The sequence below is a fragment of the Vibrio parahaemolyticus genome (assembly GCF_900460535.1).
GTDB lineage: Bacteria > Pseudomonadota > Gammaproteobacteria > Enterobacterales > Vibrionaceae > Vibrio > Vibrio parahaemolyticus.
In genome coordinates this window covers 1,113,474-1,138,208 of record NZ_UHIL01000001.1, presented here as the reverse complement: position 1 = coordinate 1,138,208, position 24,735 = coordinate 1,113,474, and the positions used below count along the sequence as shown (strand labels likewise).

Below are 24,735 nucleotides of genomic sequence, written 5' to 3'. Positions count from 1 at the left end.
CACCCGCTACATATCACCTCACAAACGGAGGTGGTATGTAAAAACGATCAAATTGATTAAGCGGAAAATTCTTCACCCGTTTTTGGTGGCTCTGATGGCGTATCAAAACGAGCGCGTTCGATATCCACTACCGTTTTATAGCTCAACGATAACAATGCCAGCTGGTACGCGCCGAAAATACCATAGGCAACGCCAACAAAACTCAGCATGAAGAAGTTCGTAAAGTGGCTAAAGATAAGCTGACTGAGCAATCCTGCACCTAATGGAATTAATCCCATCAAAATGAATACTTGCTTGTTGTATGGTCTGCTTTGGTTCCATGAACGACGCAAACTGCGCGGCTGATGATCCATTGCGGTCGCTGGCAGCACAAACGACCAACGCGCCATCACCCAATAGCCCGGAATGCTTGCAACTGTTGTGATAAACGCCATGGCGACAAAATCGGGTTCACCGCTTTCTGCAATGTAGATAAACGACAATACAAAGATTGGGATACCAATGACGAGCATCATCATCAGTCCAAACAATATCCACCAGCCAATGAAACGGAATTCTCGGGCCGACAAACGAAACACATCCAACGCCGAGTGCATGTAATCGCCAACCAAATAAATCCGGTGCACACGCACAGCAGCCATCGCAGCAACAAGTGGGTATAAAACGATTGTGACGAAATAAAATCCCGTGATGTTTCCTTCTTGGACGCTCGCTTGATCTTGCCCCGTCATTTCAGGATACATAAACACAAAAATTGAGTGCACGATGATTAATGGAATACACGCAATGACAATTGCGAGTAGGTTCCTTCTGACCATCACTGCCGCTTCTCGGCATATTGCCGAAACAGAAAAGTCCTCGGTTGACATACAACATCCTTAATTTGTAAAAATCTGCCCCTAGGGTAACCGCAGAGTAGAAAAATCGCTTTAAAAATAATGAGAAACACATCTCATAAGATAATGAGAGCAAATTCGAAATAAATCAGACACAAAAAATAAGCCACTCGATGCGAGTGGCTTATACCGTAAATTTAATACCGTTTTAGACGCGGCGTCGCCAGCCCAATATTGCAAGTAACATCAGAGCCCAATAAGAAACGCTGCCGCCACCCTCCGAGTTTTTAAACGTCGTTGTTTTCAAAGAAGCAACAACCGTCACGGTCACTTGCCCCGTTGCAGTAGCGCCTTTGCCATCCGAAACCGTATACCGCAGCTTGATGCCGTCAGCCGGACTATCCGGTGCTTGAAAGCGGATTTTTCCGTTCTCTACACTCGCGATTCCTACGCTCGTTAAGTTTTGTACACTTTGTACAACCAGTTTATCGCCGTTCACGTCCGAATCATTGCCCGCTGCATCAATCACAATGCTTTCACCGACGGCGACTGTCGCCGTATCCGCTAGCGTAATTGGAGCTGAGTTTTGCACGGTTAAATCGATGGTCGCACTGGAAGTTTCGTTACTTGGATCCGCCACCGTAAGACGGAATGTTAGAACCTCACCCGCTTTTGCACCTTGAGGCACCGTAAAGCTAGCGCTAACAATGGTTGCATTGCCAAGAGAAACTGAAGTGCCAGCCAACTGCTCCCATCGATAACTCAACACGTCACCATCAGCATCCGTACTATTTAGTGCAGACAACGTGACTCGCTGCCCAACCGTCATGTCTTGATTATCAACATTAATCACGGCCACTGGCGCTTCGTTGCTGCCAAGCACTTCCACCTGAACATTCACAATTGAAGATGAGTAGGCACCATCAATCGACAACAAACGATATTGAAAACGGTCCAAGCCAACAAAGTTCATGTCAGGTTGATACTGATTACCCGAAATGGTGCCATGTTCTGGTTGTTGAACGATGTCCACATTGAACTGATAACCAACGGCCATAAAGTCATTGTCCATCAAGTTCAACTCGATTGACTTGTTCTTATCGGTTTGCAATGAGTCTGCTTTTGCCTCAACGACATGACTCGCATCCACATTCAGCAGCGCGGCAAACGGTACGAAAGAGAAGCCTGTCTGATTCAAACCAAATGTGTACATGTCGCTATTGCTGCCTGTCCACATCTCTGGTAAAGAGGATTTTTCAGTTTTTAGAACACGACCGAAATCAAAGTTCGCTTCAAACTCACCGCCTTCCAATTCCACCACCAACAGATGCTGACCAGCACTTAGTTGACTTGGCTGAGGGAATAAGATTCGTGATGATTTTTGGAAAGAACCTTGTTGTAGCAGTTCAGCGCTGTCTTGGTCTAACACCAAACGGTAACCCGCATTACCTGAGAATGGGAATCGCCATACTCGGTAAGTCATGTCACTTTGAAGGCTGCTTCTTTGCGCGTATAGCTGAATACCATCCAGTTCTGTAGCGTTATTTAAATCGAGTGAAACCGCCAGCGTATTTGTGCCACTAGCAAACACATAACCTTGATAGAGAGAGTTCAGCCAAGCCGATTTGTTCGGCTCGCTCGCTTGCTCAAGGGAGAAACTGCCGCCATTCGTACTGCTAGCAATGTTAGAAATACGAACACCAGTTTCAAACCCAGCAATTGCTTGAAGTCCTGGATTAGAAGTGTCGGAAATCTCAGTGCCACCGTTAGGGTACAAATCGCCGGCATCACTGCTTCCATCATTTTCTAACTCATTCAGACCATCAGCCTGCATGATTTGAACCTGCATCGCGCCAACATCGTTAAAGCGGTTCTGGACGTTCACAGACGTCGCCAATACACCTTCTGCCGCCAATGCTCGGTCGTAACCGCTAAAGGTACGGTTTTCCAAATACACGCGTGGGCCAAACTCTTTTAAGTATGGGTCGAGATACACCAATTTGACGTCGTCGTTATTCACGGAAATAGGCGTCGGGCTTTCATGAGTGATCGTTGGTACAACGAAACCAGCCGCGTGTTTGCTCCATGCGCTCATGTTAACGGGCGTATCACCTGAGTACGAATCACCCGGTTTCTTCGCCCATGAACCAGCACCCATCACGCCCCAAGAACCGATCGAAGCGTCACTGTTCCTTGCGTACAAGTCCGGCAAGCCAAGCATTAAGTGGCCAAGCTCATGTACGATCACACCCAACGTCGCTTGATGATCAACTTGGTAGTCAGCAAACACGCAGTAGTCAGTGATCTTTTTGCCATCTAGCGTGACATCATTGTGAGAGAATTTGTGTGGCCAGATAGCAGGACGGTCAAGGAATCCGGTTGAACGGTCGCCACCAGCAAAGATAAACATCACTGACAACTCTGAAGGTTCAACGGTTCCATCTTGGTTACTGTCGTAAGCAGAAAGATTGAAGTACGGATCCAGTTTTTGGTAGGCCTCTGTAAACACGGCGTTCAGCTTGGCCGTACATGTGGTGTCGCTAGAACTAGAGTGACAATTTGGGTGGCTTTGTGCCACGGACACATTGATCACACCATCATTTGCGGTGCCGTAACTCTCGATAGCTGGGACGACTTTAAATTTACCTTGAGAGTTTTTATCAAAGTAATCCACAACGCTTTGGCCATTCGTGTCGAAAACACGTTGCTCGAAATTGTGCACCATCGCTTGATCGTTAAAAGAAACCTGCACAACCAACAAAGGCTGCTGTTTCACGCTCGAGCTGCTCATCGCCTGATAACCTTGTGCCGTGCGCAATAAGTTTTGGCGAGCCATAGGTTCAATCGCTTTTAACGAAGACAGCTCCGGCTTAACTTGCACGTCAGGACGAAACTTCGCTGAATCAGGCGCATCACTGGATTGGGTTTTCTCAATACCAGTAGAGAGCAACTCAGGGGTGTCTGAATTACGCTGGATCTGAGCAAAAAACCAAACACCATCTTCCTGAATCAAGGCATTGCCTTGTTTGTCTTCAAACCAATGGAAATCAGCAGTTCCGCGTAAAATCGCCTCGCTATTGCTTCCGTCACTCAGCGTGATCGGATGCCAAATTGGCGATGGTGGTGTCGTTGCCATACTGTTTCCGGCAACAAGTGCAGTCAGCATGGTCAAGGCAAGGGTGTGGAATTTCAAAGTACGGCTCCATCTTTTCAATTCACCATGCGTAAAACGAACTCAGATACCCATCAATTTAATGAGCGGTTACCGGATGGTTATTTACGCATTAGATATAAATTAAGTGAATGAATGGTACAGAAATGAAAGGATAAGGGAATGCTGACAAGGGGATCAAAAAGAAAATTTGAGCAGAAGACCACGTTATTTATAAATGTTTGAGCGCCGATGACCAATCGGCGCTCAAAAAAGTCAAAATATCACTTTAAATTCAAAGCGTTATTTTACGTTCATTTTGCTTATTACTGACAAATCAACCAGTAAGAACCGTGTCTTCTGGGTACTTAATCAAGGTTGGTTCTGGTCTCGCTAACATATATGCGAGCGTCAAAGGCCCAATACGGCCAATGATCATCACGACGATCATGATGTACTTACCTGGTTCCGAAAGCTCCGCCGTCAAACCTGCAGTAAGCCCAACCGTTGCAAAAGCAGAAATCGTTTCGAACATCACTTTGTCAAAAGAAGCTTTCTCCGTCAGCATCAACAAAAACATCGCGGTGGTGAGAATTGCTCCGCTCACCACAATGATTGCCAGTGACTTCGTTACCGTTGGCCAGTTTACCGTTCTCTTAAACATCACCACGTGCTTCTTTTGACGCAAGAACGTCCACGTCGCCATAAACGCGACAGCAAAAGTAGACACCTTGATACCCCCCCCCGTAGAGGTCGAACCCGCACCAATCAACATCAAAACGATCATGATGAGTAATGCCGGTTGCGTGAACTGCGTTAAATCAACACTGTTAAAACCCGCTGTCCGCGCACTGGCTGATTGGAAGAAAGCGGCCAACCATTGCCCGCCAGTAGTGAGTGACCCCATAGTGTTGGGGTTGTGACGTTCCAAAAGCCAAAACAGCACCGTTCCCACCAACAGCAGTAACGGCGTGGCAATCAGCATGATTTTGGTGTGAATATGTAAGAAGTGGAAACCTTTACGCCAATGTCGCCAAACGTCACCAATCACAGTAAAACCCAAGCCGCCAAAGATAAACAGACCAGCTAAGGTGAAACTCACTAACGGATCGTTGACAAAACTCATCATGCTGTCAGAGAAGAGAGCGAAGCCAGCATTGTTGAAAGCCGAAATAGAATGAAACAGCGCATAGAACATGCCCGTCTGCCACCCCATTTCTGGCACCCAACGATACGAGAGGAAGACAAAACCAATCGCCTCTGCCACCAGCGCAAATGTGACGATCTTTTTCACTAAACGACGCAGGTTGACTTGCCTTTCTTGACCAAGTGCTTCTTTGGCTAACGCTTGCTGACGTAGACTCAAGCGCACCCCAAACATATAGAGCAGCACCGCAGATAAGGTCATTTGCCCTAAGCCGCCGATCTGCATCAAGCACATCAGAAGAATTTTACCCGCGAGCGTAAAATGTTGGCCGGTATCGACCACACCCAACCCAGTTACACTAATGGCTGAAGTCGCGGTAAACAACGCGTCAGTAATAGACAGACCAGAAACCGAAAAAACCGGTAGTGTAAGCAGAACAGCAGAAGGCAATAACACTCCGAGAAAGCTCAGCAATATAATGCGCGGTTCGCCACCTTTCGCTTTATCTCGTTTGCCGTCTGGGACGTAAAAAACGCCTCTCTGATGAAATTGCGTCATAATGATTTCAGCTTGTTTGCCAACTTGTCTTGCGGGTCAACCACAATAATGAGATCGCCGATTTCAAGCGTGGTGCTCATATCAGGCGCTTTGATGATTTCAGGGCCACGTTTAAAGCCCAACACTTGCACGCCTTCGACCTTGCACAGCGCCAAATCGCTTAACGTTTTACCCATCAAACGCGAGCCAACAACAAACTCTGTCATCGCTAATCCGCTGCCCAATGGATGAAATTCGAGTACGCGTTTATCCAGCATTTTGCGCGCCACACGAATGCCCATATCGCGCTCTGGCATGATGATGTGGTCTGCGCCAATTTTTTGCAGAACGCGAGCTTGGAATCGGTCGTTAGCTTTTACCCATACCGATTTTACACCCGCCTCTTTTGCTATCAGAGTAGCAAGAATACTGGCATTCACGTCTGCACCAATGGCAATCATCACCATGTCGTAATCATCGAGCTTGAGCTCTGCGACCGTTTCTTCATGAGTACAATTTGCCACAATGGCCTGACTCACAAAACCTGCAGCTTCTTTCACTCGATCTTCATTGATGTCGACCGCTAAGACTTGTGACCCAGAATCTTGTAATTCTTTACATACCGCCAAACCAAATCGGCCAAGACCAATAACAGCGAATTGCTTATCACCTGTTTTCATTCGTGCCTCATTTATGCATTCATTAGCAAGCGCGAAAGTCTGCGCCTATTCCTGCCCTTCTGCAAATATGAGGACAGAAATTTGACAAAACATTTACGCAGTTATTTGCATTTTGAGTGTTAAGCGTATGACACGATTTAACTTTTTTCCTCATCACGATCGACAAACCAGACAAAATCCATCGTGTTTTCGGCGGTTCTAAACGCAAAAAAGCCGCACGAATGCGGCTTTGCTTTCAATGTATCAGCAGACTATTTTGCGTCACGCGGTTCAGAATGCTCACGACGCGGACGATTGTCTTGCGGTTTACGCTTATTCTTAGGTACGTAATTCAAAATCGAAATCGGCACTGGCTTTCTTGGAGCAAAACCTTCGATTTCAACACGCTCAAGCAAGTGGCCCAGACGGCTTTCAATCATGCACAGGTTTTTGAAATCATCCTTCGATACCAAAGAGATCGCTTCACCTTGCGCGCCAGCACGGCCAGTACGCCCGATGCGGTGTACGTACTCATCCGCAGGGAATGGTAAATCGTAGTTAATCACTACTGGTAAGTTGTCGATATCAATACCACGCGCGGCAACGCCAGTTGCAACCAGATACTGAATTTCACCCGCCTTGAACTTCTCAATCAGTTCCTGACGAACACGCTGATTGCGACCACTGTGGAACGCTTCAGCCACAATACCGCGCTTCTCAAGCTGGCTAACCAATTTGGCCGCACCGTGTTTTGTTTCAATAAAGATCAGCACTTGCGACCAGTCGTTTTCATTCAACATGTGGCTCAAAAGCGATGACTTCATGTCTTTATCGACGGTGGTGATCCACTGCTTGATGTTCGACTTAGATGCGCTGTGTTTTGCAATCGTAATCTCTTCAGGATCAACAATCGCGTTTTTGGCCAAATCACGAACTGGGTTCGACAACGTAGCCGAGAACAGCAAGCTTTGAACATCTTCTGGCATGCAATCGATGATCTTATCGATCGAGTCGATAAAGCCCATATCAAGCATCTTATCGGCTTCGTCCAATACCAGCATTTCCACTTCATCAAAATGGATCGCACGCTGGCCGTATAAATCAATCAGACGTCCTGGTGTGCTCACCACAATATCTACGCCTTCAATCAGCGCTTGTTTCTGCGGCGCATATTCCACGCCACCAAACATCGCCATTGAGCGCAGTGGCAAGTTCTTCCCGTACGCTTCAATACTTTGATGCACTTGCAGAGCCAGTTCGCGCGTTGGCGTAAGAATGATGGCACGAGCGCGCTTTTTACGTTGCGTCTCACCTTGGCTGAGCTTTTCTAAGATTGGCAACACAAAGCTGGCGGTTTTACCCGTGCCGGTTTGCGCAGCCGCGATCAAGTTGCTGCCACGCAGCACAATTGGAATCGCTTTTTGTTGGATAGAAGTCGGTTTTTCGTAACCCAGCGCCGTTACGGCATCCGTAATTGGTGCGCTTAAACCAAGCTTAGAAAATGGCATAGAAACGTCTCTAAAGAGGAAATGGGCGCGTAGTTTATCAGAATCCCAGTCAAGTAACAGAATCATTCGTCTGGACGCGAAAACCACATTCAACAAATGAACTCTATCCTTTTAATAAGACATTCTGTTGGCATGACGCGTTGAATTATTCACAACCTCACGTTTCTCGCGAGAGAATCTCGTTATGCTGCTAACGTGTGCATTACTGGAAGGCTCCATGGACATTTTATTGCTTGTTGGATTGATCGCACTAAACGGCATTTTCGCTATGTCTGAGATTGCGTTAGTCGCGGCGAAAAGCGGCCGACTAAAAATGATGGCCGAAGACAACGCACCTGCTGCGCTCGCTTTAGAACTAAAAAATAACCCTACCCAGTTTCTTTCGACTATCCAAATCGGCATTACTGCCATCGGTCTACTCAGTGGCATTTTTGGTGAAGCGACGCTGTCCATTCCTTTTGAACACTGGCTCGTTGCCCAAGGGCTAGAGCGCGAAGTCGCCACCATTCTTGCGACCACCAGCGTTGTTATTTTGATCACTTACTTCGCGATCATCATCGGCGAGCTCGTACCAAAACGTTTTGCGCAAAACAACGCGGAAAGCATCGCAATTGTGGTCGCCTATCCGATTCATTGGTTAGCCAAACTTGCCAGACCTTTTGTGTTCTTACTTACTGTGTCGACAGACGCGTTACTTAAACTTCTGCGCCAAAACGAAAACCAAGGCGAAATCGTCACAGAAGAAGACATCTTTGCCGTCGTCAATGAAGGTTCGGAATCAGGAGCCATCGAACCGCAAGAACAACTGATGATCCGCAAGCTACTGCACCTTAATGATCGTTTAGCCCTGTCTTTAATGACGCCGCGCTGCGACATCCACTTTTTGGACACCAATTTGCCGCTGAATGCGATTCTAAAACACCTACGTCAAACTCAACACTCAGTTTGGCCAGTGTGCAAAGGCGGTTTAGATAACATCATCGGCACCATTTCCTCAAAAGTATTGCTTGATGAGTACGACCACCTGTCTGTTTCGAGACTCGGTAAATTGCTCAAACATCCGCGCTTTGTACCGGAGTCGATGAAAGGCTTGCCTCTGCTGAACTACATGCAACAAACCAGCGCAGAGATGGTATTTATTGTTGATGAATATGGCGACGTGCAAGGCTTAGTCACCTTATACGATTTGCTCAAGTCCATTGCTGGCGAATTAGGAATGGCACCAGAACAAATCTGGGCGAAGCAGCAAAAAGACGGCAGTTGGCTGATGGATGCGCTGATTCCTCTCAACGAACTCAAATACAAACTGGGATTGACCACAATTGAAGGCGAAGAGAGTGAAGGTTTTCAAACCCTCAATGGCTTTTTAACTTGGTGGCTAGGACGCCTTCCACATGCAGGAGAGTTGGTCGACTATGAGGGCTGGCAGTTTGAGGTGTTAAACGTCAAGCATCACCGGATTGTGCAAGTTAAAGTGAGCCGAGAGACAGAGTCGGAAACAACCACCGACACCAACGATGGCGACGCTAACCCATAAAGTTAGGCTGCAAACCTTTCGCCAGCTTCTGCCTAACTTTGTAAGAGACGTCACTCAACGTAATGCTCCCTTTGCTGTGACGATCGATGCCTGCATTTTGTCGGTAAGCGATCGAACCTTGTTTGAACAGCACGTGTGAGGGTGATTTCCCGATTGCCGCGGGGTAGAGAATCGCCATGTAAACATCTTCCAACGAAGACATTCGGTGTCGATAAGGCCAAAAGTAAGCTTTCACATAATCGAGCTGTTCAACGGCGCTCATCATGGCGAGATGCTTAGTACTCGTCCCCAAGTTTTTCGCGGTTGCGGGCATGAACTGAATCAGACCTGTCGCACCACTCCCAGAGCCGTTTCTAATGCTAGGGCTGAACGTTTCAGCCGTCTCAAAGGCCATACAAGCCATTAGATGATTCGGGTTGATTTCTAGCTCAGAGCAAATTTCGACCACTTTGCTTTTGAATGCAGGGCTAACTCGTTGTCCCCATGCCAAAACATGCTCAGAAGGCTCTTGAAATGGCTCGGGAGAAAAAATACATCGATGGGAACGTTCGGGATAAAAAGGAAGCTTTTTAATGAGGCGCTGCTGCCTGCCCTTCAACATGGAAGTAAAGGAAAACAATACAGCTTTGAGTGGCTGCCGTTTTTTAAACTTTACTAATCTATACAGTCGCTTAGATACCTTTTTCACGACATAACCAAGTTGAGAGAACACTCCCAAAATGTAATCCATTTCCTACAATTTTTATAGAAATATCAGCTACAACAAATATTTATGTGACCAAGATCACTTTTAGAGCAATCTCAACGTTCAATAACCCACCAAAAAAAGAAATAACCTTATTAAAATCAAGGCAATAAAAAGCCCCATCTATGAATCACAGATGGGGCTAATGAGATGTTTTTAATGGTTTTTTCTTGGTAATTTAAAAACCTTCGCCACGCACTAACTCAGCCAGCGTCGACAAGCGTTGTTCACTTTGCTTGACGTATGGGTTCTCGGTATCCCACGCGTAACCAGCCAATATTGCACTGATCATCTGTTTAATACGTGGATTTGGAGCTTGGTAGAAAATCACGTCTTGAAGCGTGCCGTTGTACCATCCTTCCACATAAGTGCGGAACGTGTTGACACCAACCATCAAGCGTTCTGAGTACTCTTCTTGCCAATCAACCACTTCGCCGTTCAATTGACGCACAACGCAATCAGCAGCAAATTGAGCGGACTTCATCGCGATAGTGACACCCGATGAGAATACCGGATCCAAAAATTCGCCCGCGTTACCAAGCAGCGCGTAGTGTTCTGTGGCTAAGCGTTTGACGTTCGCTGAATAGCCACCCAACTCACCTACGGGATTTGGGTACTTCGCGTTTCGCAATAAAGACGCCAAACCCGGCTCTTCATTAGCCAACTGCTGCAAAGCTGCAAGCTTATCTTCTGGGTATTGCTCGAAAAACTCAGGCTCACCCACCACACCAAACGAACACGTACCATTCGAGAATGGAATTAGCCAGTACCATACGTCGTGATTTTCAGGATGGACTGAAATCAGAATTTTGTTGCGATCGTACTCTGGCTCTTGTGGTGAAATATGATCTTCAATATGCGTAAAGATCGCTTTTCTTGGAGGAAGGCAAGAAGGTTCTTCCAGATCCAGTAAACGCGGCAGCACTCGGCCAAAACCACTCGCATCCAAAACAAAATCGGCTTCGATTTGATACGCCTGCTTGTCGGGTCCAACCACTTCTAAGCGCGATTTTTTGCCTTCAAACGCCAAGCTAACCAGCTCATGCTGATAACGAATGTCGACGCCCTGCTCTGCGGCGCTGTCAGCGAGCACTTTATCAAAGCTGGCGCGCTGAACCTGAAATGTAGTGCCTGGTCCTGCGGTAAATTTGTCGGTGAAATCAAAGTGGGTGTAGACCCCGTTACAACGGAACGCCGCACCATCTTTGAATTGGAAGCCATGCTGCTTCACCGCCTCTGTCATTCCGGCAAGTTCAACCACCTCCATACAAGCTGGAAGTAAGCTTTCGCCAATTGAGAAACGAGGGAACGTCGCTTTTTCGATCACGACAACATCAATACCACGGGATTTTAGCAACGCAGAAACGGTGGAACCCGAAGGACCTGCGCCAACGACGACAACTTGCTTGTGCTCTGTTTTCATTCTTTATACTAGCTTGCTTGGAGTTTTAATAAGGTATGTCCGAGGCCAATGTTGTCCGTTCTTTCCACAACAGAGAGACCTGCTGCTTCAACAATTTCTAGGAAATCATCACTACGGTAGAAACGGCTATTACCATTGGCTAGGCAGGTAAAATAAAGCGAGGTGGCATTTAAGCTGTATGACGCGCCCGCGTATTTCTGCGCATCCCAAAACAGTTCGAGAACGTAAACGGTATCGCCCGCGCTCAACTGCGCCTTCACTTTCTTCAAAATATTTAAAATTTCAATTGGAGAGAAACAATCTAAGAACTGGCTCATCCACCAAATATCGGCATGATCAGGCAATGTTTGGGCTTTATCAAGCATATTGGCAGGATACGGATGCACGCGCTCGCTGAGCTGATTCTCTGCCACGTTAGACATCGCGACTTCCAATTGCTGCGGCAAATCAACAATGGTCACATGCACATCTTTATCGTAGTTGCAGCACTGCATTGCCCATTTACCCGTATTGCCACCGATATCGACGATGTGTTTTGGCTCATTGGCAAACACTTCTTTAAGCAGCAATGGGAAAGAACGATCCGAATAGAAGTGATCAAACTTAAACCAGCTCTGCTTAGCTTGCTCAGGTAATGTCGACAACCCTTGATAGATGGTTTCCCAATCGCCCAACTCTTTCAGTCCAGCAGGTTTGCCGTCTTTGATTGCTTCAGTCAGGTGCATCATCGCGGCATAACAAACGTCGGCCGTGAAATCCATGTTTGCTTGGGTCATGCCATCGTACAACAAGTAGAACCCGAGGTTGGCCAGTGAGTAGTTAGGTTTTTCCCACAAAACAATGTGCGCACTTATCGCCATGTCTAGCAGCACTTTGACACCATATTCTGACACGCCTGTTTTTTCGGCGATATCAATGGCGCTCATGCCTTTTGAACCAGCGCTATCGAGCGCCGCTAATATACCCAAATCTCTGAGCGTTCTCGCGGTATGGAAAACGATAGGGGCAAAAGATAATTTTTGAGCTTCTGTTTTTGCTTCAAAAGCATTAAAAGGATCATTATTTTGATTTAACACGAAAAAACCTAACTGCATTTAATAATTTTTATTGCTGAGACTGAGTGCCCAACAACGCAAGTGCTCGCTGAATATCAACATTTAAATTGTTTACCCAACGATTGTAATTGCGGTGAATTTTGCCATCACTTGCTTTGAGATTTACTGAGTTGAGATAAATAATTGAATAATACTTGTTGTTGTATGGAATTTTTACTTCAGCAGAGTGTGTACGAACGTGAATTTTCGCAATTAATACACCCGGACTAACTTCTTCAATCGTCCAACCACGGTTAGTTGCGGATTGCACAATCGCCATTTTTACTTGTTTATTTTGAAGATCATACGCAACTGGAGTATCCTCCACACTCAATACAGGTTGTACACGTCCACAACCGACAAGAAGCAAAGTTAATAATAATGAGATGTACAGCTTAAAGCGCGACATAAGAATTTCCTTTTTATTATGAATTCGGGTGAAGCCCAAATTGTATCGAGCTGTAAAATAAACAATTTAACCAAATATGCCAAACTCGAAGATCAAAATTTCGTTCAATATTGATGCGTGGACAGCGAATTCACTAGGTTTATCTCAACCTGATGAATGGAAAGAATGGGCTGCAAGCGGAAATTGGCCACAAGATGGCAAAGTAAATGTGGCGGATATTCCTGCAATGATGCGCAGAAGAATGAGTCCATTAAGTAAACTTGCTGTGCAAACGGCCATCGAATTATTAAAGCAACATCAGGTCGATTATCTGGTGTTTTCTAGCCGTCATGGCGAACTGCATCGCAGTGTCGCGCTGGTTGCAGACATCATCAGTGGCGAAGAAGCCTCTCCAATGGCGTTCTCTCAATCAGTGCACAATACCGCGGCAGGTTTAGCGACCATCGCAACCAAGCAGCCAATCCCTCTCACTTCGATTGCGGCATCGGAAAATACATTCCAAAGCGCGATATTAGAAGCGTGGCTATTTTTAGCAGACAATCCAGATAAGAAAGTTCTGCTTGTCGACTTTGATGAACCTTTACCTGACTCCTACACCGAATTTGAACAGCAGCAATATCCGGGCTTTGGCTTAGGTTTGGTGCTATCAAACGGTGATGATTTTACGTTGCGCAGCAGCCACAGCGTAGAAACACAAGGCCACCTTTTGCCACAAGGCTTAGCGTTTTTGCAGCACTACTTGTCAGACAAAACTCAGTGGACCATCCATGCCCCACAGCAATCTTGGGAATGGCGCAAACAATGAATCGCTTAAATCAGTATTGGCGTGTGCTCGCCACGGGTTTCTGTTTTTCGGTATTTGGTTTGGGTGGTTTAGCGCTGAGCTTTATCGTGATTCCAACTATTCGTATTTTTGTCTCTGACCAAACTGAACGTGAATATAAAGTTCAAGGCGCGATTCAATATTCTTTCAACACATTCTGTAAATTAATGAAGTTCAGCGGGGCGATTGATTATGAAATTATTGGCGCAGACCTTCTTCAACAAGATCGAAATTGTTTAATTGTTGCCAATCATCCGAGTTTAATTGATTACGTTTTAATCGCCTCACAATTAAATCGCTGTGATTGTTTAGTAAAGTCCGCAATTTGGTCGAATCCTTTTATGAAGCATATTGTAAAAGCGGCCGGATATATTCCAAACGAAGCGCCAGATGATTTATTAGCACTTTGTGAAGAACGATTTAATAAAGGCAACGTGTTGCTTATATTTCCTGAAGGCACAAGAACAACACCAGGCGTAAAACCTAAGTTGCAACGTGGCGCGGCACAAATTGCGGTAAGAACAGAACGAGATTTAAGAGTCGTACATATTACGGTGACACCGAGCTTTCTCACAAAAGAGAAAAAATGGTATCAGGTGCCCACAACAAAGCCCTTTTTCAAAATTGAAGTTAAGGATAAAGTTGAGATTGAGCCCTTTATAAAGCAAACTACGTCACCAACGATAGCGGCTCGACGCTTACAACAGCACTTGGCTGACAACATTTTTCCAGAAAACTTTTATTGATAAGCAGGTCCCAGTGGAACAGTTACACAACGATATTAAGCAACTTATTATTAATGCTTTGAACCTTGAAGATTTAACCGTAGACGATATTGAAACGGATGCGCCACTTTTTGGTGATGGACTTGGCTTAGACTCTATCGACGCACTTGAGCTTGGATTAGCAATTAAAAAGCAATACAACATCGTCATCGATGCTGACGACTCAAATACGCGCGAACACTTTGCTTCTGTAGCAAACCTAGCGAAATACGTTTCTTCTCAAACTAATGAATAAGTTGTAGGTATATTCATGACTGATGTAAATAAAGATCAAGTATTTGAACAAGTTAAAGATGCGCTTGTTGAGCTGTTCGAAATCGACGCAGACGACATCCAACCTGACGCGCACTTATATCAAGATCTCGATCTAGATAGCATTGACGCGGTTGATTTGGTCGTGCACCTACAGAATGTCACTGGTAAAAAAATCAAACCTGCTGAATTTAGTACAGTAAGAACCGTTGACGATGTCGTTAACGCAGTCACTGAGCTATTGAAGGAAAGTTAATGCGCCAATTGCTGACTGGTCTGTCTGCAATTGTACTGTTTGCCTACCCCTTCGCCGTTTACTTCGGTATAGATAAATTTGGCTTGAACTTAGTTGGGGGCTTGTTAATTGCTGCGTTGCTTTTGCGTTTATTCGTCGCAAATAAGACCCCACTTAAAGAGTTTAAATTCCTAGCGCTCACCACGGGCGCTGTCGGTATTCTTCTTGTTGCGCTTGGCATGGTGTTTAAACAACACGGGTGGCTTAAGTTTTACCCTGTGGTTGTGAACGTATGCATGTTGTGCGTGTTCGCATTTAGTCTCAAACAGCCTCAATCGATCATTGAAAGGCTCGCGCGTTTACAAGAACCAGAACTACCGCCAAGCGGCGTTGCTTACACTCGCAAAGTAACGATGGTTTGGTGCGTTTTTTTTGTACTGAATGCCGTTTTTGCCCTCTATACCTGTTTCCTGCCAGTAAAAATATGGACGCTGTATAACGGTCTGATTAGCTACTTACTTGCTGGTAGCTTGTTCGCCGGAGAATGGATCGTGCGTCAATTTGTTCGAAAGGAACACTAATCGTATGAATACAACGTATTCGAGCTTTACCTCACTGGCGACCTTGTTCAGCACAAAGAGGTATGAGCAATCCCCTGTCTCTTACGATCGCGACACAGTTATCACTTGGGGTGATTTCCAGAAGCACGTCGCAACGCTTGCTCAGCAGTTAGAAAGCCAGCCAACGCAAAACATTGCGTTGTGTTTTGGCAACAGCTACCTATTTGCCGTTGGTTTTTTTGCTTGTTGTCACGCAGGAAAATCCATTGTATTGCCTGGTAACTACCAACCAGAAGCACTCAAAGAACTCAGCGAGCATTACGATTTATTGTTGCATGATGCCGATGTCTCTGTTCCAGAACAGGTGAGTTCACTCCTAGTAAAAGCTCAATCATTGGTAGGCATCACCTTGATTAACGAGCCAGAGGCCAAACAACCTTATTTTTGGCGTGAATTGAACCTGGCGGAAATACCGGTAACGCTATTCACTTCTGGTTCAAGCGGCAAACCAAAAGCCATTGCAAAAACGCTGAAACAGCTCGATATCGAAGTTGCTATTCTAGACAACCTGTGGGGCGACACGGTTGCCAACACACGCGTTGAAAGCACCGTCTCTCATCAACACATTTACGGCTTGCTGTTTCGCGTATTGTGGCCTTTGTATTCTGCACGTCCATTTTCAGCACGCAACCTCGAATTCCCTGAGCAAATTGTCCATCACGCCGATGTTGACACCATGCTAGTAAGCAGCCCTGCGTTACTAAAACGACTCAGTGAAGAGCATAATCCGGTTGCGATTCGGTGCGTATTTTCTTCTGGTGGCCCCCTGCCAAACCAAGCCGCGCAACACAGCCAGCTGTTGTTTGGGTCACTTCCTATTGAAGTTTTTGGCAGCACAGAAACCGGCGGCATCGCTTACCGTCAGCAGCACGTAGCCTGCACTCCTTGGACGTTATTCCCTGGTGTTGAAGCCGAGCTTAACCATGAACATTGTTTAAAGCTCCGCTCGCCACACATTGATGAAAACACTTGGTACCAAACTGCGGATGAATGCTATTTCCATGATAGTATTTCTTTTGAATTGCGTGGACGCACTGACCGAATCGTCAAAGTCGAAGAAAAGCGTATTTCCCTTGTCGAAGTGGAAAAACGTTTAGAGCAATTGCCGTGGGTTCAAGAAAGCGTGGTGATCCCAATGGAAGAATCTGGTCGCCTCACGTTAGTCTCGATCATCGTACTTAACGATAAAGGCAGCGATGTGCTTAATGAACTTGGTAAAGGCAAATTTTGGCTTGAGCTTCGCAAGGCTCTGCGCAATTGGCTAGAGCCGATCGCTATCCCGAGAAAATTCAGAGTGGTCGACGAAATTCCATTGAACAGCCAAGGCAAACGCCAAGTTGCTGAAATTGAAAAACTATTCCAATAAAGCTAGTAACATGGAAAAAAGAAAACCAACTATTCAGAATATTGAAGTGAGCGACCACACCGCGGAGCTATCGCTGCGTGTGGATGCTGACATCTTAGATTTCCAAGGTCATTTCAGTCACTTTCCTCTTTTACCCGGCGTCACTCAAATTGACTGGGCGTTGTTCTACGCCGTTCAACATTTGAATACTCCCAAGGTATTTAAAGGAATGGAAGTCATCAAATTTCAAGAGCCGATTCTGCCAAACGCCGACGTTTGTCTCGCACTCTCTTGGGACAGTGAGCGCGAGAAATTGACCTTTAAGTACACATCGAAAAACGGTGAAACCTTGGTGACTCACTCTTCAGGCAAAATGAAACTGGGTGAGTCACGTGAGTGATTACCGTCCCTGCTTTTTAATTCCTTGCTACAACCACGGCAGCACAATTGCAGACGTGGTTGCGTCGTTATCCTCTTTCGATTTGCCAGTGCTTGTCGTGGACGACGGCAGCAATGAAGACACTAAACAAGCACTTTCAGCGTTGAGTGAGCAAGGGCTGATAAAACTGATTAGTCTGAGTGAAAACCAAGGCAAAGGTGGCGCGGTGATGGCTGGCCTACATCAAGCTCACCAGCTTGGTTTTACGCACACCATTCAAATCGACGCAGACGGTCAACACGACCTAGAAGCACTACCAAAATTGCTCAGCGCCAGCGAAACAAAACCAGATAACCTGATTTCTGGCCAACCAATATATGACGAGAGCGTACCTAAAGCCCGTCTGTATGGTCGCTACGCTACGCACGTTTGGGTGTGGATAGAAACCTTGTCACTGTCTATCAAAGACAGCATGTGCGGCTTCCGCGCCTACCCAGTGGCGAAAACGGTCGCCGTGTTGAACAAGTACAACATCGGCAAACGCATGGATTTTGATATCGAAATTCTGGTGCGAATGTACTGGGAAGGCGTCGATATTGATTTTGTTCCAACGCGCGTGATCTACCCTGAAGGTGGCATTTCCCACTTCGACGCATTGTGGGATAACGTCAAGATAAGCTGGATGCACACTCGCCTATTTTTTGGCATGTTGCCGCGCATTCCTTCGCTACTCGCCAGAAAGCGCCGTCACACAGACGACAGCAATGCCCACTGGTCGAAACGAAAAGAACAAGGCACGATTTTAGGCATCAAAACCTTGCTCGCGGTTTACCGCTTGTTCGGCAGAAAAGCGTTCGACCTGATTTTAAAGCTAGTCATGCGCTACTACCACTTCACGGGTAAATCAGCCCGCGAAGCGTCTGAGATTTACCTGCAAAACTTGCAGCGCTACGCAGCGCAGCAGAACATCACACTACCAAAACAGTTGGACAGCTATCATCATCTGCTTTCTTTTGGGCGAACCATGCTCGACAAACTGGCAGCATGGCAAGGTGACTTTAACGTCGACAACCTAACCATTCACGGCCAGCATCATTTCGAAGAGATGGCGCAGAAAAAACAAGGCGTGCTCATTTTAGGCTCGCACCTTGGCAATATCGAACTCTGCCGCGCGCTTGGTCGTCGACACTCTCATGTCAAAATCAATGCCTTGGTATTTACCCAACACGCTGAACAATTTAATGCGGTAATGAAGGCGGTAAACCCAAATTCGGAACTGAATCTGATTCAAGTCAGCTCAATGGGACCAGACACCGCGATTCTGCTTCAACAAAAAATCGAGCACGGCGAATGGGTGGTGATCGTTGGCGATCGCACTTCTACCAGCAAAGAAAATCGTGTCGTTTGGGCAGATTTTCTTGGTAAACCCGCGCCATTCCCGCAAGGCCCATTCATGCTGGCCTCGGTATTAAAAGCGCCGGTTTATCTACTCTTCGGCCTACGCGACGATGAAGCAAACACTCCGCATTTTAATGTGTACTTTGAACACTTTAGTGACCAAATCACGCTACCGCGCAAGGAGCGTCAGCAGGCACTAGAACACGTTGTTCAACAGTACGCACACAGATTAGAACACCACACACTGCAAGCGCCGTTACAGTGGTACAACTTTTTTAACTTCTGGACTTTAAGTAATCAGCCACATGACAAACAACAATAATCACAACATCACTTTTGGTGCCCAATCTTTAACCATCGAAGATGTCGTTGCCATTGCTCAAGGTGCAAAGGCAAACATGAACACCTCGCCAGAATTTACCGCGAAAATTGATCGTGGCGTGGCGTTTCTGGAACGATTACTGAAAGAAGAAGGCGTTATTTACGGCGTGACTACGGGTTACGGCGATTCATGTACTGTGGCGATTCCACCCGCTCTTGTGGATGAACTTCCGTTGCACCTTACGCGCTTCCATGGCTGTGGCTTAGGTCAAATCCTTTCTCATGAGCAAGCTCGCGCGGTGTTGGCAACCCGTTTATGTTCATTGTCGCAAGGCGTATCTGGCGTGTCTCACGATCTGTTGAACCAAATCGTTACGCTTATCAACCACGACATTGCGCCGCGTATTCCACAAGAGGGCTCGGTGGGCGCAAGTGGCGATTTAACGCCTCTGTCTTACCTAGCGGCGACCTTAATTGGCGAGCGTGAAGTGCTTTACAAAGGCGATGTGCGACCAACACAAGAAGTGTTTGCAGAGCTGGACATTGAGCCAATTCGCCTAAAACCAAAAGAAGGTTTGGCGTTAATGAACGGTACATCCGTGATGACTGCCCTCGCCTGTCTTGCCTACAAACGCGCAGAATACCTAGCGCAGCTTTGCACCAAGATTACCGCGATGGTCTCTGTGGGTATGCAAGGTAATGACTTCCACTTTGATGAAGCGTTGTTTGCGGTAAAACCTCACCCTGGTCAACAGCAAGTTGCGGCTTGGCTGCGTGATGATCTCAATGCTGAACGTCCGCCACGCAATAGCGACCGACTGCAAGATCGTTACTCACTGCGTTGTGCGCCACACGTGATTGGCATGGTGCAAGACTCCCTGCCTTGGCTACGTCAATTGATTGAGAATGAACTAAATAGTGCCAACGACAATCCAATTATCGATGGTGACAACGAGCGCGTTCTGCACGGCGGTCACTTCTACGGTGGTCATATCGCAATGGCGATGGATACGTTGAAAGTGAACATTGCCAACTTAGCTGATTTGCTGGACCGTCAGATGGCGCAACTGATGGATTACAAGTTCAATAACGGCCTGCCGTTTAACTTAACCGGTGCAGAAGGCGAACGTAAACCGATCAACCACGGCTTTAAAGCGGTTCAGATTGGTATCTCAGCTTGGACGGCAGAAGCGTTGAAAAACACCATGCCAGCGAGCGTTTTTTCTCGCTCAACCGAATGTCACAACCAAGACAAAGTGAGCATGGGCACCATTGCGGCTCGTGATTGCCTACGCGTACTTGAGTTAACAGAGCAAGTTGCTGCGGCTTCACTCCTAGCAAGCGTTCAAGCGGTTGAGATTCGTCGCCGTCATAACGAATTGGACGAACACCACATGAGTCAGAGTTTGCGAGTAATTCGTGACGCCGTACTGAGCGAGTTTAAGTTTGTGATTGAAGATCGCCCGTTAGAACAAGATTTGCGTCATTTCATTGAACGCATTCAGCAACGTCATTGGCCACTCTACGTGGAGGTATAATGCAAGAGCAGGTTCTCTACCCATTAGAAGCGGAGGTGACTATGGTCACCTCATTCCAAGATGCTGACCCGATGGGCGTGATTTATCACGGCAACTTCTTTCGATATTTTGAAGAAGCGCGTCGTGTGCTGATGGAGAAGATCCAATACAGCTATCGCGATATGCAAGACTCTGGGTACATGTGGCCGATCATCGACACGCGCGTTAAATACGTGAAGGCGATTCCGTTTAATCACACCATTCGTATTACCGCGCAACTCACGGAGTGGGAAAACCGCTTACGTGTGGATTACGTGATTTACGACGCCGAAACGAATCAACGTATGTGCAAAGCGCATACAACGCAAGTCGCCGTATCCATTGAAAAGCAAGAGATGTGCTTTGTTTCTCCAGCAGTCTTTTTAGATAAAGTAGAGCGATGGCACAACCATGGGAGCCTGAACTAATGCAAAAGTGGTTACTCTCTTTTTTGTTGATATTTTCTGTTCCAGCACTGGCCACACCGACTGCAAACGTAACGGATTTGGCATCGCTTCAACAGCAGTTGTCTCAGCATGAAATCGTACGCGGAGATTTTACGCAGCAGCGTCATCTGGAAATGTTTAGTCAACCTTTAACCTCTAAAGGTCAGTTCACACTGAGCAAAACACATGGCTTGTTGTGGCAACAAACTGAACCTTTCGCAGTCAATTTGGTATTGACGGAAAACAAACTTCGTCAGACTTTTGCCGACCAAGCACCGAAAACGATCTCTGCACAAGAAAACCCAATGGCGTTCTACTTTAGCCATGTGTTTTTATCCGTGTTCCACGGGGATACTTCTGCACTGCAAGAACAATTCACACTCAATTTTTCAGTTGAGAACAATCAATGGCAGCTCGTTTTAGTGCCAAAACAGTCGCCATTAAATGCGGTGTTTAAAGCCATCACCCTTTCCGGTAAAACGCACATTGATCGCCTAACCCTACAAGAGCTGCGTGGCGATAAGACCGAAATCACGTTTACGAACCAGACCTCTCTACCTCAGGAACTCACGGATGCCGAAGACGCTCAATTCCGTTTCTAAACTCAGTCTCGGCACTCATACCTTTGCTCTGGTTTGGCTCAATCTCGTTGTTTTAGCGGGCGCGTTGCTACTCAAACAATGGGTTTGGAGTGCAGAATCTCCGATTGAGACCAACATTTTAAAACTGCTGCCGAAGAACCAACAAAACCCGGTGGCTGAGCAAGCCTTTGAGTCGGTCTCGGCAAGTATGAGCGACAAAGTCATTTTCGTGATCACAGCGCCGGACAAAAATGCCCTTTTTGCAGCGGCCGCTGAATTTGATAAGGAGTTACGCCAAAGTAATCATTTTCGCGATGTGGTAGGAAAAATCTCACCTCAAGAACAGCAAGCTTGGGCGAGTTACTACTTTAAGCACCGTTTCCAATTGCTGACGCCTGAACAACGAGAGCGTTTAAGCAAAAATCCAGAGCAGCAAGTGCAGCATGTAATTCAGTCTCTGTACAACCCGTTTTCTGGAGTGACCGGGCAAGAGTTACAAAATGACCCTTTCTTGTTATTTCGTGATTATTTAAGCCAAGTTACCCAGCAATCTTCCTCTTTCCGGTTGGATAACGGCTATCTGTCCGTCGAAAAAGACGGTGCTCAATACTTGCTTATTACTGCTGAGCTAAAAGACTCGCCTTATAGCCTAACTGGGCAGCTTGCAGTCCCTGATATTCAAGCGCTAGAACAAAGCGTCGCTCAGAAATATGGCGCTGAAGTCGCACATACTGGCGTTCTATTTTACGCCGACTTTGGTACGCAAAGTGCCAAATCGGAGATCAGTACCATCGGTGTGTTCTCTCTGCTCGGTATCATTGCATTGTTCGTGTTGGTCTTTCGTAGTGTGATGCCACTGTCTCTGGCACTGCTTTCCATCACCATTGGTTTGCTCGTTGCGTTGTCCGTTACGACGTGGATTTTTGGAAAAGTCCATCTGTTCAGCTTAGTGTTTGGCGCAAGTTTAATCGGCGTGTCTATCGACTACGCATTCCACTACCTAACCGAACGCCTTGCGGCGGGAAATGAATGGGATAGCGAGCAAGGGTTAAAGCATATTTTCATAGCGATCACACTTGGCTTAATCACCAGTTTGATCGGCTATTTGGGCATGTTAGTGGCGCCGTTTCCTGGTTTGCAGCAGCTTGCGCTGTTTTCATCCATTGGTCTGATTGCCGCTTACATCACCGTGGTGGCTTGGTATCCGATACTGGCTCGTAACCCATCGCGCACCATTTCGACTTTACCGGGACAATCATTGTTGGCGAAATGGTTAACACTTTGGAATCAACCTCGAATTAAAGTCGGATTACCGATGTTATGTGTGGTTGCGAGTGGTTTTTTCTTGCTGCAATTGAACTACGATGACGACATTCGTCTGCTGCAAACGATGCCGAACGATCTCAAGCAGCAAGAAACCTTGATTACGACGCTCAGTGGCATGCAATCTTCGCAGCAAATGTTGGTCGTTACCGCCGACGATGACGAAAACCTAATGAAAAAGCTGGAGTCTTTAACGCCAACATTAGAAGCGTGGAAAGCGGACAGCACCATCGAAAGCTACCAGAGTCTGAGTCGCTACTTGAGCTCAGTGGAGCGTCAGCAACAAGACTATCAATTGATTCGCGATCTTTACGCGACACAATCCAGCCCACTCGCATCCGGACTGCGCTTAAATAAAAAGCCGAAAATGGACGCCGATTTTATCCCTGTCACGGTTGATCAGTACTTGCAAAACCCAGTATCAGCGCCTGTGCGTTTTCTCCATTTGGGTAAAATTAAAGGAAAATCGGCAACGGTAGTGGTGTTAAACCAATTGCAAGACTCCGCCGTTGTTAAGTCTTTTGCCAAATCGCAGCCTGACGTTGTCTACCTAAACAAAGCAGAAGAAATTTCCGCCCTATTTGGTGAATACCGAATCAAAATCATGGAGCTGTTGGCAGCCGCCAGTACTGTGATCTTTCTGGTGTTAATCAAGCGGTACGGTCTGCAACACAGTTGGCGAGTTTTACTGCCATCATTGATTGCTTGTGCGTGCGGTCTGGCAACTGCTGTCGCGATGGGAACAACATTAAACCTGTTCAACTTGCTTGGCTTGGTGCTCATTCTTGGTATCGGAATCGATTACACTCTGTTCTTTGCCGAGAAAGCCCGCAGCGTGAGCACACTATTGGCGATCACCCTTTCGGCAATAACCACTGTGCTGTCATTTGGGTTGCTGTCACTAAGCCAAACTCACGCGATTCACAGTTTCGGCATTACGGTGTTAAGTGGTATTTTTGTCGCTTGGTTGCTCTCTCCGATTGCAATTAAAACAGAGGAAACGACGTCATGATTTTTAGCCATGCTTTTCGCTGCGCAACGTTAATCGCACTGAGTCTGTTTTTAAGTGCATGCAGCTTGGTACCTCACCAATCGACACCTCAAGTCGATATTGCTGAGAACACCCAAGTTAACTTACCGACTCCAACCAGCTTGGGCTATCAGTTGACGGCCAGCCAATTGATTACGGCCTCTTGGGTAATTGATGGCAAACCCACATCTGAGCAACTTCCGGTACAACTGCAAGTAACCAACAACGAAGTGGTACTGGCAGGCTTCTCATCTTGGGGGACGCGAGTGCTCTCGTTGTCTTACGATGGAGAACAAATCCAAACCGAAGTACTCAACGGTTTGCAAGGTACGCTACCGCAGCCAGAACAGGTATTATTTAACCTGATGATCACGCTCTGGCCGAGTTCCGCTTGGGAAGGATCGTTAAATGAGGTAAGGTGGCAAATGATTGATAAAAATAATTCTCGCGCCATCTTTGATAGCGACGGTGAAAAGATCATTGAGATTCAATACAGTTCTTCTAACAAATTAGAGGGTAAGATTGATTTTCACCACCTCAAGCATCAGTTTTCAATTTCTATTCAGACACTGCAACATCAGATTAATTAAGAACA

At 46.5% G+C, this 24,735-nt stretch carries 23 protein-coding genes; 14 read left to right on the top strand and 9 right to left on the bottom strand.

Annotated features, from left to right (window positions below; genetic code table 11):
• Nucleotides 1–56: 56 nt before the first annotated feature.
• From DYB02_RS05865 to DYB02_RS05840, 5 genes are all read right to left on the bottom strand, one after another.
• Nucleotides 57–869: a sugar transporter gene (locus DYB02_RS05865; protein ID WP_025622389.1), complete on the bottom strand. Its 813-nt coding sequence runs from the start codon at nucleotides 867–869 to the stop codon at nucleotides 57–59.
• 175 nt (nucleotides 870–1,044) lie between these two features.
• Nucleotides 1,045–4,029: a M6 family metalloprotease domain-containing protein gene (locus DYB02_RS05860; RefSeq protein ID WP_029804636.1), complete on the bottom strand. Its 2,985-nt coding sequence runs from the start codon at nucleotides 4,027–4,029 to the stop codon at nucleotides 1,045–1,047.
• Between the two features lie 295 nt (nucleotides 4,030–4,324).
• Nucleotides 4,325–5,692, bottom strand: a complete 1,368-nt coding sequence (locus DYB02_RS05850) for a TrkH family potassium uptake protein (RefSeq protein WP_005460587.1) — start codon at nucleotides 5,690–5,692, stop codon at nucleotides 4,325–4,327.
• A complete protein-coding gene (locus tag DYB02_RS05845; protein WP_029804351.1) occupies nucleotides 5,689–6,351 on the bottom strand; it encodes a potassium channel family protein in 663 nt (220 codons plus the stop codon). Before DYB02_RS05845 ends, DYB02_RS05850 begins: the two co-directional genes overlap by 4 nt.
• 251 nt (nucleotides 6,352–6,602) lie before the next feature.
• Entirely contained in the window at nucleotides 6,603–7,838 is a 1,236-nt protein-coding gene (locus DYB02_RS05840) for a DEAD/DEAH box helicase (RefSeq protein WP_021454305.1), read from the bottom strand.
• Between the two features lie 184 nt (nucleotides 7,839–8,022).
• Here DYB02_RS05840 and DYB02_RS05835 point away from each other — a divergent pair, with 184 nt between their 5' ends.
• Nucleotides 8,023–9,375: a hemolysin family protein gene (locus DYB02_RS05835; protein WP_029804352.1), complete on the top strand. Its 1,353-nt coding sequence runs from the start codon at nucleotides 8,023–8,025 to the stop codon at nucleotides 9,373–9,375.
• Here the strand turns inward: DYB02_RS05835 and DYB02_RS05830 are convergent.
• From DYB02_RS05830 to DYB02_RS05815, 4 genes are all read right to left on the bottom strand, one after another.
• Entirely contained in the window at nucleotides 9,365–10,105 is a 741-nt protein-coding gene (locus DYB02_RS05830) for a transglycosylase SLT domain-containing protein (protein ID WP_029804354.1), read from the bottom strand. The genes DYB02_RS05835 and DYB02_RS05830 overlap by 11 nt on opposite strands.
• 193 nt (nucleotides 10,106–10,298) lie before the next feature.
• Nucleotides 10,299–11,543, bottom strand: a complete 1,245-nt coding sequence (locus DYB02_RS05825; protein WP_029804355.1) for an NAD(P)/FAD-dependent oxidoreductase — start codon at nucleotides 11,541–11,543, stop codon at nucleotides 10,299–10,301.
• Nucleotides 11,544–11,551: 8 nt separating this feature from the next.
• A complete protein-coding gene (locus DYB02_RS05820; protein WP_005460567.1) occupies nucleotides 11,552–12,619 on the bottom strand; it encodes a methyltransferase in 1,068 nt (355 codons plus the stop codon).
• Nucleotides 12,620–12,647: 28 nt separating this feature from the next.
• Entirely contained in the window at nucleotides 12,648–13,046 is a 399-nt protein-coding gene (locus tag DYB02_RS05815) for a lipoprotein (protein WP_005460588.1), read from the bottom strand.
• Nucleotides 13,047–13,122: 76 nt separating this feature from the next.
• On the opposite strand from DYB02_RS05815, the gene DYB02_RS05810 reads away from it, so the two are divergent.
• Genes DYB02_RS05810 through DYB02_RS05750 form a run of 13 tightly spaced genes read left to right on the top strand, consistent with a single transcriptional unit; the run spans nucleotide 13,123 to nucleotide 24,730 of the window.
• Nucleotides 13,123–13,851, top strand: coding sequence for a beta-ketoacyl synthase chain length factor (locus DYB02_RS05810; protein WP_023624124.1), 729 nt, complete (start codon nucleotides 13,123–13,125; stop codon nucleotides 13,849–13,851).
• The gene (locus tag DYB02_RS05805; RefSeq protein WP_025498686.1) at nucleotides 13,848–14,615 is read left to right on the top strand and encodes a lysophospholipid acyltransferase family protein; all 768 of its coding nucleotides are present in this window, start codon (nucleotides 13,848–13,850) and stop codon (nucleotides 14,613–14,615) included. The genes DYB02_RS05810 and DYB02_RS05805 overlap by 4 nt, the downstream gene beginning before the upstream one ends.
• A 13-nt stretch (nucleotides 14,616–14,628) precedes the next feature.
• Entirely contained in the window at nucleotides 14,629–14,889 is a 261-nt protein-coding gene (locus tag DYB02_RS05800; protein ID WP_005457487.1) for a phosphopantetheine-binding protein, read from the top strand.
• A gap of 15 nt (nucleotides 14,890–14,904) precedes the next feature.
• Nucleotides 14,905–15,162 carry an acyl carrier protein gene (locus DYB02_RS05795; protein WP_005460583.1) on the top strand — a complete coding sequence of 86 codons (258 nt, stop codon included), beginning with the start codon at nucleotides 14,905–14,907 and terminating at the stop codon, nucleotides 15,160–15,162.
• Nucleotides 15,162–15,722 (top strand): COG4648 family protein, encoded by a 561-nt coding sequence (locus tag DYB02_RS05790; RefSeq protein WP_025520452.1) that lies wholly within the window; start codon nucleotides 15,162–15,164, stop codon nucleotides 15,720–15,722. Before DYB02_RS05795 ends, DYB02_RS05790 begins: the two co-directional genes overlap by 1 nt.
• Before the next feature lie 4 nt (nucleotides 15,723–15,726).
• A complete protein-coding gene (locus DYB02_RS05785) occupies nucleotides 15,727–17,127 on the top strand; it encodes an AMP-binding protein (protein ID WP_029804359.1) in 1,401 nt (466 codons plus the stop codon).
• Between the two features lie 10 nt (nucleotides 17,128–17,137).
• A complete protein-coding gene (locus DYB02_RS05780; protein ID WP_029804361.1) occupies nucleotides 17,138–17,506 on the top strand; it encodes an ApeI family dehydratase in 369 nt (122 codons plus the stop codon).
• Nucleotides 17,499–19,205 (top strand): glycosyltransferase family 2 protein, encoded by a 1,707-nt coding sequence (locus DYB02_RS05775; protein WP_029804362.1) that lies wholly within the window; start codon nucleotides 17,499–17,501, stop codon nucleotides 19,203–19,205. The genes DYB02_RS05780 and DYB02_RS05775 overlap by 8 nt, the downstream gene beginning before the upstream one ends.
• Nucleotides 19,189–20,742: an HAL/PAL/TAL family ammonia-lyase gene (locus DYB02_RS05770; RefSeq protein WP_029804363.1), complete on the top strand. Its 1,554-nt coding sequence runs from the start codon at nucleotides 19,189–19,191 to the stop codon at nucleotides 20,740–20,742. The genes DYB02_RS05775 and DYB02_RS05770 overlap by 17 nt, the downstream gene beginning before the upstream one ends.
• Nucleotides 20,742–21,188, top strand: coding sequence for an acyl-CoA thioesterase (locus DYB02_RS05765; protein ID WP_005460557.1), 447 nt, complete (start codon nucleotides 20,742–20,744; stop codon nucleotides 21,186–21,188). The genes DYB02_RS05770 and DYB02_RS05765 overlap by 1 nt, the downstream gene beginning before the upstream one ends.
• Nucleotides 21,188–21,808 carry a LolA family protein gene (locus DYB02_RS05760; protein WP_029804365.1) on the top strand — a complete coding sequence of 207 codons (621 nt, stop codon included), beginning with the start codon at nucleotides 21,188–21,190 and terminating at the stop codon, nucleotides 21,806–21,808. The genes DYB02_RS05765 and DYB02_RS05760 overlap by 1 nt, the downstream gene beginning before the upstream one ends.
• Nucleotides 21,780–24,122 (top strand): MMPL family transporter, encoded by a 2,343-nt coding sequence (locus tag DYB02_RS05755; protein ID WP_029804366.1) that lies wholly within the window; start codon nucleotides 21,780–21,782, stop codon nucleotides 24,120–24,122. The genes DYB02_RS05760 and DYB02_RS05755 overlap by 29 nt, the downstream gene beginning before the upstream one ends.
• Nucleotides 24,119–24,730: a DUF3261 domain-containing protein gene (locus tag DYB02_RS05750; RefSeq protein WP_029804368.1), complete on the top strand. Its 612-nt coding sequence runs from the start codon at nucleotides 24,119–24,121 to the stop codon at nucleotides 24,728–24,730. The genes DYB02_RS05755 and DYB02_RS05750 overlap by 4 nt, the downstream gene beginning before the upstream one ends.
• The last annotated feature ends 5 nt before the right edge of the window (nucleotides 24,731–24,735 follow it).